The sequence below is a fragment of the Clostridia bacterium genome (assembly GCA_017410375.1).
Lineage (GTDB): Bacteria > Bacillota > Clostridia > RGIG6154 > RGIG6154 > RGIG6154.
Window position 1 is genome coordinate 18,147 of record JAFQQW010000025.1, and the last position, 21,010, is coordinate 39,156.

Below are 21,010 nucleotides of genomic sequence, written 5' to 3' on the forward strand. Positions count from 1 at the left end.
AAAACGGCAAACCGAAAGGTTTGCCGTTTTTCACTTAATTAAAATTAAGCACCAATCTTATTAAACTTCAAAGTCATCTGAGACTTCTTTCTGGAAGCAGTATTCTTTTTCAAGATACCCTTGGCAACAGCCTGGTCTAACTTCTTCACAGTTAATCTATACAGTGCCTGGCACTGTTCTTTGTCTCCTGCAGCTACAGCTGCTTCAAACTTTTTGATGGTTGTTTTTAAATTGGTTTTAACCATTTGGTTTTGCAAAGTTTTGGTTGCGATAACCTTAACTCTTTTTTTCGCAGATTTAATATTCGGCATACGTTTCACCTCCATAAAGATATTCAGCAACCAATATTATACATCCTTTTTTTAAAAAAAGCAAGTCTTTTTTTGAAAAAAAACAAATTTTTTTAAGAAAATAGAATGTTTATGTGCTTTTTTTAGTATGAATCTAGTTAAGATGGAATAAAACCAACATAAACACATGGATTTTTTGAGTTTTTTACTTTATAATAATATTGGACATTTAATATTATAAAGGAGTGATTTTGAATGTTTAAGAAAACATTAAGTGTTGTTTTGGCACTCAGCATGATTTGTGCAATGCTTCCGGCATTTACGATTGTTTCCTCTGCTGAAGCTGTGACAGATATTGTTTATCCTATGGACTATATCCGTCTTGCTGTAAACGGCACAACCGAAAAGGATGTAGGTGTCATTTATCCGGACACCCTTTCTAGAACAATGTATAACATCAACAGCTGGACATCAACACAGCCTGCTTCGGACTGGGAACCGAATCCGGAAAACCATGTTACATATTTCTTACTTGCGTACGACGGTGCAACTTCCAACATGAAGTTCTCTGTTCCCGGCGGTACAAAAAATCCACGTAATGAAAACCCCTGGATTGGATATAACTTGCTTCGCGGCAACGGTGCTTACGGTTATTGGAACGGCACAATCGTAATTCCCGAAAGTGCGATTGATGACCCCAATACTGCAGAAGTGGAAACCGAAAGAGAATTCCAGTTCGCATCCTATGTTGCACGTACTCCCTCTAATGGTGCCTGGAACCGTTATGCTATTGGTGGCACCAATGGTACAAGCGGACGTGGTATATTTATCTCTGTTGACGGTAAATATGTTTCTGTAAGTCAGGAAGAGGGTAAAATCGACGCGTTTACCAACCTCATCAATGTTCATGAAGAAGGAAAACTTGATATCTATCCCTTTATACAGGCAGGTTATGTAGACTACAATAATACTACCTCTACTTATTGGCAGTGGGAGTGGAGTGCACCTATTTCCTTGACCGCAGGTGTTCATGAAATTGAATGTAAGCTTGCAGGTGGTGCGTTCTTCCCCGGTTTGGTCATTTCTTCCAAGCTTGGTCATGACTGGACAAAGGCTGTGCCGATGTATGATAGGAGTGTTTCCTTTAACACCGGTACCGGTAATCTCAAGAATAGAGAATTCGTTGCAAATTCCTTCGGCGCAAAAGGTTATATCGATACTACTGCACCAAGCACGGTTTCTAATGTAAACAGAACCGACTATGATTTTGATGAAGTAACACTTGCGTGGAATGCAGCTACCGATGCAAAAAATGCAAACAACCTCAACCCCTACAGCGTTGGTTATGAAGTAACCATGTCTTTGGATGATGAAGTAGTAAAGACAGTTTCTACTGTTGACACTTCTATTACAATTGATGAATTGTCACCGAGTGCGACTTATGATTACAGCATCGTTGCAATTGACGGTGTAGGTAACAAATCCACTGCTGTAACAGGTACTGTTGCAACCAAGGATGCATCCGAATCGGATGAAGCATATTTTGCACCCGAAGCTGAACTTACAGCATACGAAACAACCACAAGTTCCGTTTCCCTTACATGGGATTCTGCACTCTTGGGTGATGCGGCAACCGGCACAGCAGACGATATTTCTTACAATGTGTATGTAAACGGCGTTTTCTGTGAAAATATCGATGGTAACAACATTACAATAGAAGGCTTGAATGCTGAAGTTGAATACAATTTTGCAGTTATTCCAATGTTGGGTGATGCAGAAAGCACCATGTCCAAATTAGTATTGGATGCATCTACTGCTGATTTGCCTTATCATGATACAGGTGTTCCTCCGGTTCTCTGCTATGAGACGGTGGAAAACTGGACAGGTGGCGGTGCTGCCGGTAATGGCTTCTTGTATGCTACCACCTGGTTGGGTGCATCCAACGAGTATAGAGAAGTTGAAGTCGATATTGCTGAAGCAGGTAATTATTATGTAATTGCAAATGCTTATGCTTATGGTGAAACCTTAGACAGACACATTACTGTGGATGTTACACAAAATGGTACAACTTACAATGCATATAAGGGCGGACAGGATGCAGACGATGTAAAACTTTGCATAAACACCGGCAACGATTACAAAGCTGAAACATCTAAAGCAATCGCTTTGAATGCGGGTAAAGCAACCATTAAGGTTACTGCTAAAGGCGGTGCAGTTCGTGTTGACTATGTTGCGCTTGTAAAGGCAGATAGTTTCGATGCTGCAGATGCTGTAAACCAGTCCTTTAAAGACGAATTTAATACGTCCAGCCATATTCCTTCCGACGTGGACAGAGCACAGTTCCAGGAATATTTTGGTTTAGGTCTTATGTCTGCAGATCAGGTAACCTTTGAAAAAGACGGTACAAATGCAATCATCAACTGGACACCTAACAGCCTTGTAAAAGGAAATAAAGCAATTGAATATGCTGTTTCCATTAATGGTGTTAAAACCAAAACCTATGATTATCAGGCAAGAACACACACTTATGAAATGTCTGACGACGATGAATTCGGCGGCTTGCTGCTCGGTGATAACACTTTGACACTTACCGTTTATAACGATGGTGAAGAAGTGTTCAAAAAGAGCGGTACAGTAACCTTAGATGCATCTGAATTGGAAACACCGTACTTCTCTGGCACAGCACTGGCTACAACTCTTACTGCTGACGCGGATGAAGACGCATTAACCTCTACCTTGCCCTTAACCTGGGGTGCGGCAGTTGTAAATGACGGTGAATTCACAGGCTCTTATAATGTATATGTAAACGACGAACTGAAAGCAAACGTTTCCGAGCCGGAATATGTTGCAGAAGGTTTGGAACCGGCTACCGAATACAATGTTAAGGTTGTTGTTGTGGATGGCGAAACCGAGCTTGACGAATATGTAACCACATTAACAGCTTCCTTCACAACTGCGGTTGAACCTTCTATTGCTCTTGTAGAAGCAGGCGAGAACAGCGCTACTGTTAATGTAACAGATTTGTATGGTGTAGGCGAATATGAAATCGCTTTGTACGGCGCGGCTGCAAACTGGTCATTAAACGATGACGGTTCTGTTACTATTATTGATTTACTCCCGGGCACAAGATATGAAATTACCGTAAAATCTATTGTAGATTTCCCGTATTCGGAAGAAAAAATCACTTATGTACACAAAAAGTTTGCATTTACCACAGCAGGTAGCGCTTCGGGTGAAGCAACTTATACAACCGGCATGCCGATTTTGAACGGTGAGTATGCTGAGGAATTAGGACTTCTTGGTTCGGACGGTGCATCTCCTTCTTCAAACGGCAAGTGGAACTACAATTCCGCTGACGGCTATAAGGGTGCATACGGTCAGGCAGGTGTTCCGGTATTCTATGCAGGTGCAGGACACTCTGTAACCTTTACTGTAGAAAGCTCGCAGGAAGCACAGTACTATGTAGGCGTTCAGTCTGCAAACTATGCATCCGGCACCCGTTATGTAACTGTTGCAGTAAACGGTGTGGAAATGGGATATCACTTCGCTGAAAACGATTCTTCCATGAAGAAGGTTGTAGCGCCCAACCCGGTTACTCTGAACGAAGGTACAAACACCATCAAGGTTCAGGCAAACGGCGGTTGGTGCCGTATTGACCACGCGGTACTCATTTCTGCAAACTCTTATGCAGATGCGCAGGCTAAGTATGATGCTGCAACAGGCGGTGCAGCAGGCATTACCGATGCATTTGGTATTCCTACAACCCTGATTTCCGAAGGCAGTGTGATTTTGACACAGCTTGGTACTGACAGCGTAATGGCTTCCTGGACTCCTAACGAAGTGGCACGCGACAAGACCCTCACCTTCTCGCTGACCTTAAATGACGAGCCACCGGTTGTTCTGAACAACAATGCAAGAAGATATACCTTTAACGCCTTCGACGGTCTTGTGCTTGGTACAAACACCTTAAAGATGGTTGTAACAGATGAACTGGGTAACGAAGAAGTGGTTAACAAGACCATTGAAATTGCGACCTTGCTCGAAACTGAAGTTAGCGAAGTTATGATTCAGGAAGAGGTTGACGGTGTAATGCAGGATAGCGATTATACCGATTCTGTAACAATTTCCGTTTCTAACCCGACAGGTGAAGTGAAACCCGTTAAGGTTATGGCTGTTGTATACAGCGGCAACCGTGTAATTGAAAAGCATGTAAAAGATATTGACTTGTTGTTAAGCGAGAGTGTAACATTTGATTTGGCAAACGATGCAAGATCAATCAAAGCGACTGCTAAGCTTTCGCCCGCACTTGTACAGGTTAAGTATTTTATGCTGGATATGACTGACGACGGTTACTTACCCTTAGAACTTAACTACTAATTCAAGTTAAAAAAGCATGATGCGTTTGCATCATGCTTTTTTTGTGTTTTTTGCAGCGTGAGAGGTGTTTTGAATAAAGCAAAAACGATAAAAATAAAAAATGTAAAAGTTTTTAAAATTTTTCTTTACATTTTGCTTTTTTTGTAGTACAATATAGTATATAAAAGCATATTTACGGAGTTCCGAAGGTAGTGGATGAAAAAAGGACTCTTGTGAAAATGTAAAAAAACAAAATTTATATAAGGAGTGATTTTTGAATGTTTAGAAAAACATTAAGTATGGTTTTAGTAATTGCTATGCTTTGCACAATGCTTCCCGCATTTGCACTGACTGCTTCTGCTGAAACCGTAGCGGATGATGTGTATACCGAAGGTATTCCGTATCTCCGCAAAGTAATCAATGGCTTAGACGAAAACGGCACACCTAAAAATGAGCCTATCGCTTTGCCGGATTCATTCGAATTTAACACAGTAAATGACAACGCATCCACAAGTGATTTGCCGGCAGGTGAGCTGACATATATTTTGACAGCTTCTACCACACCTGCGGTATCTAACTTTACCGGCACCATGACATCATCGAATATTCTTAACCCGGTTACAGGTAACGGTAACGGCATACGTCAAACAGAAGATGTAAACGCTACAATTGTTGTTCCCGGTCCGCAGGCTAAGGCATTTCAGTTGGTTACCGTTGCACGTTCTCCTTCTGCCGCCGGTAATCCCGGTACGGTAGAAGTTACAATTGACGGCGAGTTGGTTGATAGCAAACTTGGCGGTGGTCATGCATATGTAGGTGCATGGACTGCGGCAGGCTTCGGTACAACTACCGACCAATCCAACAGCCAGTGGGCAGTGTCTCCCCGTTGGGACTGGGGTAATACCGTTACCTTAGAACCCGGTGTTCATGAGATTGACGTTAAAATGAAGAATGGTTCCAGTGCAGGTCTTTATGCATTGGTGCTTTCTACCGCAAGAGGTTATGACTGGACTAAGATTCATGGCTTGATGGCTGCTGTTCCGCAGGGTTCTGCCGCATCTGTAGACGCGTTCCAGAATTCTTTCGGTGCAGCAGGCTTGTTGGACTACACTGCTCCTGCAGCTGTTACAGGTGCTTCTGCTGAAGTAGATTTTGTTGAAGCTACTTTGAGCTGGAACGGCATTTCCGAAGCAAACGGCTATAATGATGTTTATGCTTACACTGTAACAGTTGAGGGCCCCGGCTATGAAAAAACTAAAACAACGATTGATGAAGAAATTACCTTTGAGGGTCTGCTTGCAGATACTGAATACACCTATACCATTAAAGCAATGGACATGGTAGGTAACGTAGGTGCTGCTGCAACCGGTACATTCACAACCCTTTCTGCAGCAGATTCCGATGAAGCATATTTTGGCGCAGGTGCAACTCTTTCCAAAATCGGTGCTACCGTTTCTTCTTTGGATCTGACCTGGGATTCTGCACTTTTGGGTGCATTGGCTTCGGGCGAAATTACATATAATGTATATGTAGAAGATGAATTGCTTGAAAATACAGCTGGCAATACAATTACTGTTTCCGGCTTGAAGGCTGAAACAGAATATGATGTGAAGATTGTTCCCGTACTTAACGGTGTTGAAGGTTCCTTCTCTGCTTTGGCTGATACCTTTGCTACTGCTGATTTGACCTATACTACAGTTACTGCAGGTCCGTTGGTAGCATACGAAACTGTAAATAACGGCAACGGCTGGACAGGTAACGTAACCGACTCCTCTTTGGGTGGCGGTAATATGGCTTACCGTTATTGGAAATCTCCTGACGAAGCTTGGGCAATCTCTGATGACGAACCCTGCTACTTCGTTGGTAACAACAACAGTGCTGCACAGACTGCAACTGTAAATGTTCCGGAAAACGGCAACTATTATGTTGTAGCACGTGGTTCGGTTTGGACCGGTACAAACAGATACCTTTCTATTAAGATTGACGGTACAGATGCACAGGCAAATACCACAGAAGGTACACACTTCTTAGGCTGGGGTGGCGGTAACAACGAACCTGCTCCTGTAGGTAACACCATGGTTAACGACTACTCTGAAAGCCCCATTGCTTTGACTGCAGGCGAACATACCGTTACTCTTGCAACTAAAAATGGTTGGGTACGTGTTGACTATGCAGGTTTGGTAAAAGAAGCTGACTATGATGAAGATGGCGATGCTGACAATGCAGATATCTACTGGTTGCTCAACAACACCCTGACTTCTAAGGAAGCTGTTATGGAATTCTTCGGTTTCAACCTGATGAAGGATACCGATGTTACCATGACACAGACCGAAGATAACACGGTTGAAATCGCATGGAAGCCCACCACACAGGCAAAGGGTAACAAAAACCTTACTTTTGAACTTTACATCAATGGTAATAAGACCAAGACTTATGATTACGAAGGCAGAAGCCACACCTATTCCATGTCTACTGACCCTGAAAACGGCGGTCTCGGCATTGGCGAGAATGTAGTTAAGTTTGTGGCTAAGAACGGCAACACCGTTCTGGTTGAAAAGGAAGAAACCTTTACAATTACTGCTGAAGATATTACCACTGCATATTTCAGTGGTGCAGCTCTTGAAACACCTTACAATGCAACCACTCCGGTTGAAGATATGACAGATACTCTGGAAATCAACTGGACTGCTGCAATTGTAAACAATGGTGAATTCGAAGGTTCTTACAACGTATACGTTGATGATGAACTGGTAGGCAACACCGCAGATACTGCATATGAAATCACCGGCTTAACTCCGGGTACTGAATACGAAGTTAAGGTTGCAATCGTTGAAAACGAAGTAGAGCTTGATTCTTACATCACAACCTTAACCAAGACCTTCACAACTGCAAATCAGCCTGAGATTGCTTTGGTTGGTGATGCAGGTGAAACAGAAGTTGTTCTTGAAATTACCGATATGTTTGAAGCAGAAGAATACGAAATTGCTTTGTATGGCTCTGCAGCAGTTTGGACTCTTAACGATGACGGTACAGTTACCATCACCGAATTGCTCCCCGGCACAAGATACGAAGTAACTGTTAAATCTACCGTTGCTTCTCCTTATGCAGATGAACCCATTACTTATGTACACAAGAAGTTTGCATTTACCACAGACGGCAGTGCTTCGGGTGAAGCAACCTATACCTCCGGTATGCCGATTTTAAACGGTGAGTATGCTGAAGAACAAGGCAAACTTGGTGTGGACGGCGGTCAGAACAACAATGACGGCAAATGGAACTATGTTTCTAGTGACGGCTATAAGGGTGTATTTGGTCAGGCAGGTGTTCCGGTATTTTATGCAGGTAGCGGTCATGCGGTAACCTTTACTGTAGAGTCTCCGGCAGAAGCACAGTATTACGTTGGTGTAGAAACAGGTTGTTATGATGCAAATGCCCGTTATGTAACTGTGACCGTAAATGGTCAGACAATTGATTATCGCTATACTGGTCAAGATATGACCAAGAGCGTTGCACCGACTCCTGTAACCTTAAATGAAGGCGAAAACACCATTGTTATTAAAGCAAACGGCGGTTGGTGCCGTATTGACCACGTAGTGTTTATTTCGGCAAATTCTCAGGCGAAGGCAATGGCTGAGTATTCTGCAGCAAACGATGCAACTGCAATGGAGGGTGCATTCGGTATTCCTTCAACCATGATTTCCGAAGGCAATGTGATTTTGACACAGCTTGGTACAGACAGCGTAATGGTTTCCTGGACTCCTAACGAAGTTGCACGCGATAAGACTCTTACCTATAAACTGTCCTTGAACGGTGAACCGGAAGTTACTTTGAACAACACAGCAAGAAAATATATCTTTAACACCTTTGATGGTCTTGTACTTGGTACAAACACCTTAAAGATGACCATTACAGATGAACTGGGTAACGAAGAAGTGGTTAACAAGACCATTGAAATTGCTACATTGTTAAATGTTGACGTTGCACAGGAAATGATTGTGGAAGGCGAAGGCGAGGATGCTGTTGAAACAGAATATGTGGATAAAGCAACTATTACCGTATCCAATCCGACAGGTGCAGTGAAGAAGGTTAAGGTTATGGCAGTTGTATACAACGGCAACCGTGTAATTGAAAAGCAGATTCAGGATATTGACCTGCTTTTGAGCGATACCATCGTATTTGATCTGGAAACAACAAACGCAAGAGCGATCAGACCGACCGGTAAGCTTTCACCTACACTTACACAGGTTAAGTATTTCGTTCTGGATATGGACAACAATGCATATCTCCCGCTCGAAATCAACTATTAATTAAACCAAAGACGCCATAGCGAGGCTGTGGCGTCTTGCTTTTCCAAAACACAGAAAGGAAATCAGATTTATGCAACTTACGCAGGAAGAAATTATGAAAAAATCAACTATGACTGTTTTTAAATGTCATCTGATTATGATTTTCGTAACCTTTTTACTTATGTTCTTTTTATCAAGCTCCAAATGGTTTGTGATTGCGTTTTATACGTTTATCACCGTAAGCTACGGCTTTTTGCTATACTCTGAAAGTCTTATGGCGGCACGAAGAGATTTTTACAACGCTAACGGTGATATGAAAAAGGTGGATTTGAAATTTGGATTTAAAATCGGCTTCCGTGCGCATATTTTGTCATTGGCGCTACTGCTTGCAGAGCTCTTGTTTTATCTGGTTTGTATGGCAACCGGGCGCATGGAGTTGTTTACTGATAATCCAATGCGATTCTGGATGTTCCCGTTCTTTGGCTTTTTCCCGAATGTCGGAACTTACCAATGGCTGACTTTCCTTGTGTATCTGCTTATGTGTTTCTTTCCCTGCATTGTATGTGGAATCTGTTATTATATCGGAATCCGTCAATGCAAAACAAAAAACAACTAAAAAAAGCATCCCGAAAAATTCTTTCGGGATGCTTTTTTACATATATTTTCATTGAGGTGGTTTATAATGGTCATTAAAATGAACGGTAGAGTGGTGTTGTTGATTCTGACAACGATTTTGGTGCTTTTGGGAACAATTCTTGTATCTTTTGGGTTACGAACAGAAACGGTAGCCAGATTTCCAATGGAGGGTCAAATTTTTGTTGTGGATGCAGGGCATGGAGGGTTGGATGGCGGTGCGAGTACAGCAGATGGTGCTTTGGAAAAAGACATCAATCTAAAAATTGCCAAATATTTGGAGGCATACTTAAAGCAAAGCGGTGCAAAGGTAGTGATGACCCGAACAAAGGATATTTCTTTGCATAAAACGGATGAAAGCTCTGTGAAAAACCGAAAACGAGAGGATTTGTTAAAGCGCAGGGAAATTGCAAACACTTCCGGAGCAGATTTAATGGTAAGCATTCATTTAAATTGCTTTGAACAGACAAAATACAGCGGTGCGCAGGTGTTTTATGAGCAGAATTTTGCCGAAAGCAAAGCTTTGGCGACTGCTTTGCAAAATACAATGCGTGAAAATTTAAATAAAGAAAACAAAAGGGTGGAGCAGAAGATTCCTGCGGATAAATTGCAGTTTCAAAATCTCTCTGTGCCGACCGTGCTTGTCGAATGCGGTTTTTTGTCCAATCCTGAAGAGTCTGCACTTCTGAAAACCCCTGAATATCAGCAAAAGGTTGCACTTGCCATTTACATGGGGATTTTAAGATTTTATAACGCGGAATAATAAATTGTACGATTACACCGTTTCTTCGAAGGCTTAAAAAGTGTCATTTGTGCATTTTTTTATATCATTAATATAAGATTTGAACAAAATGATGTTTTATAATAATGGTATAAGTGGATTTGTATTCACAAGAAAAATGAAAAGGAGAGATGAAGAACATGAAAAAGACAATAGCATCATTTTTAGTACTGACTATGCTTATGTCTCTTTTTGCAGGCATTTCGGTGTTTGCAGAAGCAAAAACGGATTTTGAAGCCTTTGACTTGAAATATGCTTCTCACGGCATGAAAGAAAACGGCACATTCCGTTTTATTGTCTTAAAAAGTGATGTTCCTTTTGAAATCACCGAAGACAATATGTTAAACCTTGCGGTAAAGGGGGTTTTAGAACACGATGGCGGTTCTATTCCTTTTGAAAGCTACATTAAAAGTGTAGAAATGCGTGATCCCAAGGTTGTTTTGGTTGTTCCGCAAACTAAGGAAGTTACCGTAAAGGAATTCCCGGATTCTGAACCCAAAACCAAAAAACATACTTTTAAGTGTAAAATCTATCCGGAAATTTATGAAGCGCCCAAGGAGGAAACCAGCATTGTGATTCAGGATGACGGTCCGGTGCAGGAAATGCCTTACAGAGCAAACAAGCTCTATTATTTCTTGGACACAGACAATTTCCTGGATAACAAAGGAACCTGGAATGTAGGGCAGGATTCTCCTTTTAAGAATTTTGATGCTTACAACAAAAAAGATTGCCGTGCGACCTCTGCGTTAACGGTTGGCAGAGACGGAACCTATTATGTGTGGGTTCGTGCCCGCGATTATGCAACTGACAAGACCGGTTCCAGACGTTCGGTGGTTGAAATCAACGAAACACAGCTTCCGAATCAGGTTGGTAATCATTTAGGTGAAGGCTATGTATGGCAGCTCGCGGGTACAATCGACTTAATTGCAGGTCAGAAATACGATTTATCTGTGGTTGCAGCTACCGCTTATGCAAAGTTTGATATGGTATGCGTAACCAACGACAGTGTTTTCAAGCCCGTAAACAGTCTTACAACCTTAAAAGATATTGTAGTGGGTGAGAGCTATGATGCATCTAAGGTTGTAGCAGACAACAGTCCGCTTCCGGCAGATCCGAACAGACCGAATACAGAAATTGCAGTAAATTTCAACGGTGAATACATGACCTTTGATGTGGAACCGCAGCTTATCAACGACAGAACTATGGTTCCTTTAAGAGCTATTTTTGAAAGACTTGGCTGTGATGTGGAATGGATTGACGAAACCCAGACCGTTATCGCAAAAAGAAACGGCAGAACCGTAGCAGTTACCATTGGCAGTAATGAAGCAAGTGTTGCCGGCAATCCGGCTTATGTAGATCAGCCTCCCGTGCTGATTGACAGCAGAACTTTAGTACCGCTTCGCTTTGTATCTGAAGCCTTTGGCTGCGGTGTAGAATGGGAAAATGATTCGCAGACTGTATTTATCTTTGCGGAAGAACCGGTTGACGCAACTTATATTGATGCCAACGGCTTTGCAGTTCTTGGTTCCTGGAAATACAGCAAGGACGGCGAGGTTGAAATTCTGCAGGGTATTTCCGACTCCAAAAACGAAGAAGGATTTAACGGCGAAGGTGCTGTACCTGCTGAAACCACAATCAACATTGATGAAGCAGGTACATATAAAATCTGGGTTCGTTCCAAAGACTATCCGACCAACAAACCCGGCTCGCGTTACTTCCATGTTGCGTTTAACGGACAAAGATATCCCGATAAATTCGGTGATCACGGTAAGGCTGGTTACGGCTGGGAAGAAGCAGGTGTGCACGAGCTTCAGCCTGGTTCATATAAATTAGAACTTATTGATACCTCCGGCTTCTATGCAAGATTCGGTGGCGTTTTAGTTACTTCCGAACTGGATTTTGTTCCCTCAGACGATGATACAGAACTGCGTAAGGTGGTTGCACCGTATAATCGCTTTAATGAGATTTTACCGCCCAGCTATCCGGCTTATGCAAAAGAGGATATTGCGGCAGTAAAACAGGATTCCATTGAAAATGAATCCAATAAAATCGTATTCTATCAGGGTGAATCTTCTAAGGGTGCGTTGGTACAGTATGAGTTGTATGCAAAAGACAAGGCGAACGGTGAATGGGTACTTGTTAAGGATAAAACCGAAGACCAGGGCTTTTTGATGATGTATGCAAAGAAGGCATCGGTTTCCAGCAAAACCATGGGATCTCCGGTAGGTATTGTGGCTGATATTGGTGGATTTGAAGTTTCCAGCGCAACAGACAATTACTATCGTATGGGTCTTTCCGAATGGTTAATGCCTGCTGATTTTGAAAAGATTTCCGACAAGGAAGTTAAGCTGACTTTTGCGCCTAAGCAGGGTGTAACTTTTAGCGCAACCTATTCCTTTGACGATTTTGTAGATGACCTTAAGGTAACAATCCATGCATCTTTTGAAAACGACGGGGCATATTCCTTTGAAATGTATAATGGTAACGGTGTGATGCCCGAACAGTTCGATACCGTTACTGCACCGATGGTTTATGTAAAGCACGCGCTTCCTGAAACCTCCATCCTGCTGTCCGAACCCTGGATGTTCACACCTATGAACACCTTGCATTTTACAGCAGACAACAACGTAAAAACACCGGGTAGAGCATTAACTGCAGGCCTTGCAGTTGATCCGACCTGTGTAGCACAGCATGTGGCACATCCGGATACGGCTGATTTTGGTACTGTATTCTATACAACCGGCGGTCAGGTTCGTCCGCATCTGGTTGCGCCTGCAATGGGTGCAAACGACTCTAACTTCAAAGCAGGGGATACCTATACCTTCTCTTACCGTGTAATTAACCGCTTTGAAGACTGGTATGATACCTATAAGCACATTGCAATTGATATGTACAATTGTAATGATATCCGTACCAACTACTACGGTTCTTTAAATGATACCATCTACAACACCACCGAGCTGATGTTAAACGATGATTATGGCGGATGGGATGACGACTGGATGGGCTGGTACAATATGGAAGGTAAAAACTTGGTTACCCAGTCAAATTTCCTGACTCTGTTCCAGAGATATCTGCTTACAGAAGATGAAACTTTACTGAACGAACGTGTTGTTCCGACCATTGCATATTCTCTTTCCAGAGGTGGCAGATCGTTTATGCCGTCGAGAGAAACATCTACCACAAACTATGCTTCTCCCATGGCTCCGCTCAGCGGTATCGCATCCGGCTACGGCGTTTCTACCTACGGTGGTATGTATGAAATGTCGCAGGGCAGAATGCCGTATCTTTTAGACTTGGCATTGCGTGAAGCAAGCAACGATTCTGTTTCTAACCTTGGTGCAATGTATAAATACACCGGTGATGAAGCCTACAAGAAGGAATTGATTGCAACAGCGGATGCGTACTTAGCGAACAATCCCATGGTAGGCAAAAACCGTGAGGATGAGCTTGTAAACAACTTTGTGTTTGGTGATTATACCATCATGACCTCCACTTTGGTGGCAGCATACGAATTAACCGGCGATCAGAAGTACTTAGATGCGGCTGAAGAAGCAGGCAGACTGCTTATGACCTCTGTATGGACAACCGGTTATCAGAATGATTATACCACAAACACCTATCATATAGACCCGGCAGAAACCACCGCCCGTCGCCTGAATGCAGAAAACTATAATTTCTGGTGGCATGGTGCAGAAAAGTGGAGACTGGGTAACGTGGACGGTGAAGCTAAGACTGCACAGGATCTGTTTAATGCAGGCGTTCTGGCTCTTCCCGAAGAAGATGTTCCCGGATGGCTTCCGTCCAGAACCGGTCAGGGTACCGAGCATCTGGTAACACCCGGTCACGGTAATATTATTACCATGAACAACTGGGCAGGTGTTGCGGTTCGTTTGTCTAAGTATACCGGTGACGAATGGTTTGAAACTCAGGCGAGAAACGCGCTGGTTGGCAGATATACCAACTATCCCGGTTATTATACCGACCGTTACATCACACACCACATGCATCCTGATTACCCGTATAAAGGACCTGACCTGACTTCGGTATACTGGCATCATATTCCGATTTTCCTGACCATGGTTGAAGACTTCTTAATCAATGAAGCATGGGCGAAATCCAACGGTCATATTGAATGGCCACACCTGTATCAGAGTGGTTATGCATACTTTAATTCTTACCACTTCGGTCAGGAAGCAGGTAAGTTTTATGACGAAAATGATATGTGGTTGTGGCTCGACCGTGGCATTATCGAAGTAGATAACTTCAACATCGACTATGTAGCGGCTCGCAAAGACGGCGTTTTAGGCTTGGCACTCATGAACGAGGACAATGCTGAACGCACCACAACCATCACTTTGGGCGATAAGATTCCGAATGCAACTGCTGTAAACGGCAAAGCAATCGTATATGATGAAAACGGCAATAAGGCTGAAGCGGACGTGGTAAACGGTCAGTTTACGTTAAACATTCCCTCCAAAGGCTTAAGAGCAGTTGTAATCAAGGATATTGAAGTAAAAACACCTGCATTTGTAAAAGAGTACAAATATTCGAACGAAATTGGCTCTACCGCATCGGAACACACCAACGGTAAGGGGTATGTGATTCAGGTTACCGATGATTACTATCATGCATACGTTTACATTTCCGACACCTCTGAGCAGATTCAGAGTGCAACACTTACTTATACTGTGAACGGCAAGACAGAATCTGTTACCGATACCACCCAGGGTATTGAATGGCTTGTTAAGGTGGATGATCCCAATGCAGAATTCAAGTATACCATTGAAGTGACAAATCTTGATGGCAACAAAGTAAGCTATGGTGGCGGTTCACTGAAAACACTTGCAAATTCCACCCTTAAGGGTACCGGCGTAGATGTTTCTGCACCTCCGGTTGTTGCAGGCGAATTAGATCCCGCACTTCCGAACTTTGACCCCATTGATGTGACTTATAAGGCACAGGGGACCGGTGGCGGATATATCCGTCTGGTTATTCCGGCAGGTCAACTTCCGTTTAACGCAACCAAGAATATTTTAAAGAATGTAAAGGCAACCATTATCATGAAGGAAGTGGAATCCGGTAAAGAAACAACGGTTGAAACTACACTTGCAGGTAATGAAGAGCGTTCGGATGGCGGTACAACCCTGCTTGTGAAGCCTACTCAGGATATGCCCGTTAAGGACTATGACAACGACAAAGCAAAAACACATAAATTTATTCAAATCACATTATCGAGATAAAGATAAGGAGCAACGCAAATAATGCGTTGCTCCTGTTTTTTCGAAAAATTTTCGTAAGTAACAACATTGACAGTCAAAAGTATTTTATGTATAATAATAGACAAATAGTTTTGTTTTGTCCACTAATTAATGCGTTTTGTACCTTTACAAAATGTTTTAATTATGGTATAATTAAAAAAAATAAAAAGGAGAGATGAACATGACAAGAAAAATCCTGGCGTTGGTTTTAAGCTTAGTGATGGTTCTTTCATGCATGCCGGCACTGTCTGCTTTTGCAGCAGATACAAAGACGGATTTTGAGCCTTTTGACTTAAAATACGGCACACACGGCTATGATATGAAGGAAAGCTTTCGCTTTGTTGTATCCAACGCAAGCATTCCTTTCGAGGTGACAGCAACCAATATGCTGAACCTCAAAGTAGAAGGTGAATTTGAGGCAGAAGGAAAAACCATTCCTTTTTCCAGCAGAATTACAGGCGTTGAACTGCGTGACGGCAGCAGCGTTCTGATTATTCCCGGAACAGAGGAAGTTCCTGCTTCTGAATGGCGAGATGTAACAAACAAATATCCGCCACACACCTTTAACCTTAAGGTGTACCCCGAAATTGTAAAGGTAGAGATTAAGCCTTCGCAGATTGTGGTTGAAACGGATGAAACACCTGTCCCCATGAAATACAGAGAAAACTGTGTTTACTATTTCTTAAACAAAGTAAACTTCCAGAATGAGTTAGGCGGTTGGGCAAACGATACCCAGTCTCAGCTCGGCAACCTTTACGGTGGCGGTGCAGCGGGTGCAACAGCTTCTGCTGATCTGGTTTTACCTTACGATGAAACCTACTATATCTGGGTGCGTGCAAGAGACTATGCAGGCGACCGTCCCGGTACACGCTATATGAATGCCGCAATTGACGGTACAACTTTACCGAACACGTTGGGTAAGCACGGTCAGGAAGGTTTTGCTTGGGAGCTTGCAGGCTCGGTTGATTTAAAAGCCGGTGCGCACGAGTTTTCCATGATACACACCAGCGGTCATTACGGAAGATTTGATATGGTTTGTGTAACCGATGACAAACGCTTTGAACCGGTAAACAGCTTGCCGACTTTAGTGGAAATTGTGAACACCAATACATATGATCCGACTAAAGTTGTACCCTTTGAAAAAAACAACGAGGTTAAAATCGATCCCAACAGACCGAAAACCGATATCGCTGTTAAATTCAATGACGAATGGATGCAGTTTGATGTAGACCCCGTTTTAGTGAACGACAGAACCATGGTACCGCTCCGTGCCATTTTTGAAAAGCTCGGCTGTGATGTTTCCTGGGATGATGCGACTGAAACTGCAATTGCAAAAAGAAACGGTACAATTGTAACCGTAACGGTTGGCTCGAACACGGCAACCATTGCAGGTGAACCGAAATATCTGGATCAGCCTCCGGTGCTTTTAAATGACAGAATCATGGTGCCGTTGCGCTTTGTATCCGAAGCGTTTGGTTGCTATGTAGAATGGGAAGATGCAACCCAGAGTGTATATATCGAAGCAGATGAAGTGCCGTATGCATTTTATGTAACCGGTGACAGCTTTGGTACGCTTGGTACATGGTCCAGCCAGCCTGACGGTTTGTTACAGGGTATTTCTGTTGCAAGCAATGAGAATGGCTTTGACGGAAACGGTGCAGAACCCGCTGTTGCAACCTTTAACATTACCAAAGCAGGTACTTATAAGCTTTGGATTCGTGCGAAAGACTATGCAACCAACAAGCCCGGTTCCCGTTACTTCCACATCAGCTTTAACGGTCAAAAATATCCGGAAAAGTTTGGTGACCACGGTAAAGAAGGCTTTGCCTGGGAAGAAGCAGGTACTTATGAATTACAGCCCGGCAGTTACAACTTAGAGCTGCTGGATACTTCCGGCTTCTTTGCTCGTTTTAACGGTGCATTCTTAACCTCGGACGTAGACTTTGTTCCGCCCGCATCTGAATCGGATCTTCGCAAGATTGCAGCACCTTATAATGCGCTGGATGAAATTTTGCCCGCAACGTATCCGGGCTATGTTACCGAAGATATTGCGGTTGCAAAAACCGATTCGATTGAAAATGAAACTACAAAGGTGGTATTCTATCAGGGTGCCTCCTCTAAAGGCAATATTGTACAGTATGAAATCTTTGCAAAAGACCCGAGCGGCAACTGGCAGCTTGTAAAGGGCAAGAACGAAGAAAGCGGTTTCTTAATGAAATCTGCCGCAACAACTGATCTTGCAAATAACGCTATTGGTTCGGGCATCGGTTTGTCTGTAAATAAAAACGGCACGACCATTTCGGGTACCGTGGATAACTATTACCGTATGGGTGATACCACATGGTTGATTCCGGACGATTTTATTAAGGTTTCGGATTCCGAAGTGAAGCTGTACTTCCCGGCAAACGATAAAGTTGCATTCTCTGCAACCTATTCGTTTGACGATTTGGTAAAAGACCTTAAGGTTTCAATTGATGCAACTTTCAATCAGCCCGGTGACTATTCCTTCTCGATGTTTAACGGTGACGGTGTTGAAATGGAAGATTTCCATACTGTAACTGCACCGATGCTTTATGTAAAGCACGACATTCCGGATTCTCCGGTTGTTATTACACAGCCCTGGATGTTCACACCTATGAACACCTTGTATTTTACCGCTGACAATAACAAGAAAACTCCCGGATTGGAACTGACTTCAGGTCTTGTAGTAGACCCGACTTGTGTTGACCAGCGTTATACACATCCTGATACCTCCGATTTTGGTACAATTTTCTATACAACAAGCGGTAAGGTTCGTCCCTCGTTGGTTGCACCTATGCTTGGTACAGACAGATGTACCTTTGCGGCAGGGGATACCTATAACTTCTCTTATAGAATTGTAAACCGCTTTGAATACTGGTATGATACCTTTAAGCACGTTGCGGTTGATATGTATAACAATACCGACCTTCGTACCAACTACTATGGCTCTATCAATGATTCTATCTACAACATCGTAGATTTGATGAAGGATGATTTCTATGGTGGTTGGAGCGATGATTGGATGGGCTGGTACAACATGGAAGGCCAAAACCTTGTTTCACAGTCCAACTCCATGATTTTGTTCCAGAGATATCTGCTCTCGGAAGACCCTGAACTTTTAGAAGAAAGAGTTGTTCCCACCATTGCGTATGTACTTTCCAGAGGTGGCGCACACTTCCTGCCTTCGCATGAGTATTCCACAGAAAGCTATGCAAAATCCATGGCACCTCTTTCAGGTTATGCAAACATTTATGGTGCCTCTGTTTGGGGCGGTATGTATGAAATGTCCCAGGGCAGAATGCCGTATCTTTTAAATCATGCAATCACAAATGCAAGTAAAAGCAGTGTAACCCATGCAGGTGCGGTTTATAAATACACAGGCTCTGAAGAAGATAAGAAAGCTTTGATTGAGACTGCTGATAAATATATGGCAAACAATGCATTTACAGGTGCAGGTCGAGAAAAATATCTGATTAACGGCTTTGTTTACGGTGACTATATTACAATAACTGCTACCTTGACTGCAGCATACGAATTAACAGGCGATAAGAAGTATTTGGATGCCGCTGAAGAAGCCGGCAGACTCTTGATGACTGTTATCTGGACAACCGGCTATCAGAATGATTACGCAACCAACACCGTTCGTGTAGATCCTGCCGAAGTTGTTAAACGTCCCGTTAATGTAGACGTTGCAGGCTATAACTTCTTCTGGCACGGGGAACAGAAATGGAGACCCGGTAACGAAGACGGCTTTGACTATAGTGCAAAAGAGCTTTACGATATGGGAACCGGAATCATGATTCCGGAAGAAGAAATTCCCGGCTGGCTGGCTGCACCTACCGCACACGGCACCGAGCATTCTTCCACCCCCGGTCACGGTAACGTAATTACCATGAACAACTGGTTGGGTATGATGGTAAGACTTTCCAAGTACACAGGCGATGAATGGTTTGAAACCCAGGCAAGAAACGCGATTGTAGGTCGTTACCAGAACTATCCCGGTTACTATATTGACCGCTATGTAAGCAGCCCGATGCATGCAGATTATCCCTACAAAGGACCTGACATCACATCGCTTTACTGGCACCATATTCCGATTTATCTGGCAATGGTAGAAGATTTCTTAATCAACGAAGCGTGGGCAAAATCCAACGGCAATGTAGACTTCCCGTATCTGTACCAGAGCGGTTATGCATACTTTAATTCTTACCAATTCGGTCACGCCGCAGGTAAGTTCTATGATGAAGAAGATATGTGGCTCTGGATTGACAGAGACATCATTAATCCCGACAGTATCAATATTGACTACATCACTGCAAAGAAAGACGGCGTTTTAGGTATCGAACTGATGAACGAAGATAATAAGGAACTTACCACCACTGTTAAATTGGGTGCTAAGATTCCGAATGCAGAATCTATCAATACCACCGCAACACTTTATGATGAAAACGGTAACAAATCTACTGTGGACATCGTAAATGGTGCGTTTACCGTAACAATTCCGTCTAAGGGTATGCGAGCATTGGTTATTAAGGATATTGCGGTAGAAACTCCGAAATATGTTCGTGAGTACAGCTACTCCAATGAGCTTGGTTCTACCATGAGTGCACACACTAACGGTTTGGGTTATGTAATCCAGGTTGTGGATGATTTCTATCATGCATACATCTATATCTCCGATACTACCGATGATGTGAAGAGCGCAACCCTCACATATACCGTAAACGGTGAAACCAAAACTGTAACGGATACCACCCAGGGCTTGGAATGGCTCATTAAGGTGGATGACCCGAATGCAGAATTCACTTACACAATTGAAGTGGAAAAAGCAGACGGCACAAAAGCATCCTACGGTGGCGGCACCTTAAAGACCCTTGCAAATTCTGAATTGAAGGGAACAGGTGTTACCAAACAGCAGGCGCCTGTTGCAGGTACAGATACAAATGCAAGTGTACCGGCAAATACATTAAAGTTTGATGCGTTTGATTTGACCTACGGTTCACAGGGTATGCAGCCCGGTGTCTTCCGCTTTGTGGTAAGCAAGACAGCGATTCCGTTTGAAATCAAAGAAGCAAAAGATGCCATCGGCTTAATTGTAAAAGGTGAGTTGGTAAACGGCAGCGAAAAGATTCCGTTCGAAAGCTATATTTCAAACGTAGAGTTCCGTGACACAGCTTATGTATTGGTTGTCAAGGAAACAGCTGAGGTTGACTCATCTGTCTACACTGACAACAGCAAGGGCCACAAATTTGTCCTTAAAGTTTGTCCGCAGGAATAAAATAACAAAAAATGCAAGCATACTGATGTATGTTTGCATTTTTTTACAGTTTATATAAAAATACTATAAAGTAAAAAAAGACCATTGATTTTTTGGGAAAAATA

Annotated in this window: 7 protein-coding genes; 6 read left to right on the plus strand and 1 reads right to left on the minus strand. The window is 42.9% G+C overall.

From position 1 onward, the window contains the following. Positions 1-44: 44 nt before the first annotated feature. Entirely contained in the window at positions 45-311 is a 267-nt protein-coding gene (gene rpsT, locus IJE10_04265; GenBank protein MBQ2967323.1) for a 30S ribosomal protein S20, read from the minus strand. Positions 312-545: 234 nt separating this feature from the next. On the opposite strand from rpsT, the gene IJE10_04270 reads away from it, so the two are divergent. The 6 genes from IJE10_04270 to IJE10_04295 all read left to right on the plus strand — a co-directional run bounded on the left by IJE10_04270 (position 546) and on the right by IJE10_04295 (position 20,906). Beyond that, positions 546-4,667, plus strand: coding sequence for a hypothetical protein (locus tag IJE10_04270; GenBank protein MBQ2967324.1), 4,122 nt, complete (start codon positions 546-548; stop codon positions 4,665-4,667). A gap of 257 nt (positions 4,668-4,924) precedes the next feature. Beyond that, positions 4,925-8,953 (plus strand): hypothetical protein, encoded by a 4,029-nt coding sequence (locus tag IJE10_04275; protein MBQ2967325.1) that lies wholly within the window; start codon positions 4,925-4,927, stop codon positions 8,951-8,953. A 94-nt stretch (positions 8,954-9,047) separates the two neighbouring features. Beyond that, the gene (locus IJE10_04280; protein MBQ2967326.1) at positions 9,048-9,548 is read left to right on the plus strand and encodes a hypothetical protein; all 501 of its coding nucleotides are present in this window, start codon (positions 9,048-9,050) and stop codon (positions 9,546-9,548) included. Between the two features lie 66 nt (positions 9,549-9,614). After that, positions 9,615-10,328 carry an N-acetylmuramoyl-L-alanine amidase CwlD gene (gene cwlD / locus IJE10_04285; GenBank protein ID MBQ2967327.1) on the plus strand — a complete coding sequence of 238 codons (714 nt, stop codon included), beginning with the start codon at positions 9,615-9,617 and terminating at the stop codon, positions 10,326-10,328. Positions 10,329-10,486: 158 nt separating this feature from the next. Then, a complete protein-coding gene (locus tag IJE10_04290; GenBank protein ID MBQ2967328.1) occupies positions 10,487-15,589 on the plus strand; it encodes a hypothetical protein in 5,103 nt (1,700 codons plus the stop codon). A gap of 199 nt (positions 15,590-15,788) precedes the next feature. Further along, on the plus strand, positions 15,789-20,906 hold the full coding sequence (locus IJE10_04295; protein ID MBQ2967329.1) for a hypothetical protein: 5,118 nt from the start codon (positions 15,789-15,791) through the stop codon (positions 20,904-20,906). The last annotated feature ends 104 nt before the right edge of the window (positions 20,907-21,010 follow it).

What these genes read in the sequence shown, in the direction of transcription:
- rpsT (MBQ2967323.1), bottom strand. Translation starts at nt 311, where the DNA reads ATGCCGAATATTAAATCTGCGAAAAAAAGAGTTAAGGTTATCGCAACC.
- IJE10_04270 (MBQ2967324.1), top strand. Translation starts at nt 546, where the DNA reads ATGTTTAAGAAAACATTAAGTGTTGTTTTGGCACTCAGCATGATTTGT.
- IJE10_04275 (MBQ2967325.1), top strand. Translation starts at nt 4,925, where the DNA reads ATGTTTAGAAAAACATTAAGTATGGTTTTAGTAATTGCTATGCTTTGC.
- IJE10_04280 (MBQ2967326.1), top strand. Translation starts at nt 9,048, where the DNA reads ATGAAAAAATCAACTATGACTGTTTTTAAATGTCATCTGATTATGATT.
- cwlD (MBQ2967327.1), top strand. Translation starts at nt 9,615, where the DNA reads ATGGTCATTAAAATGAACGGTAGAGTGGTGTTGTTGATTCTGACAACG.
- IJE10_04290 (MBQ2967328.1), top strand. Translation starts at nt 10,487, where the DNA reads ATGAAAAAGACAATAGCATCATTTTTAGTACTGACTATGCTTATGTCT.
- IJE10_04295 (MBQ2967329.1), top strand. Translation starts at nt 15,789, where the DNA reads ATGACAAGAAAAATCCTGGCGTTGGTTTTAAGCTTAGTGATGGTTCTT.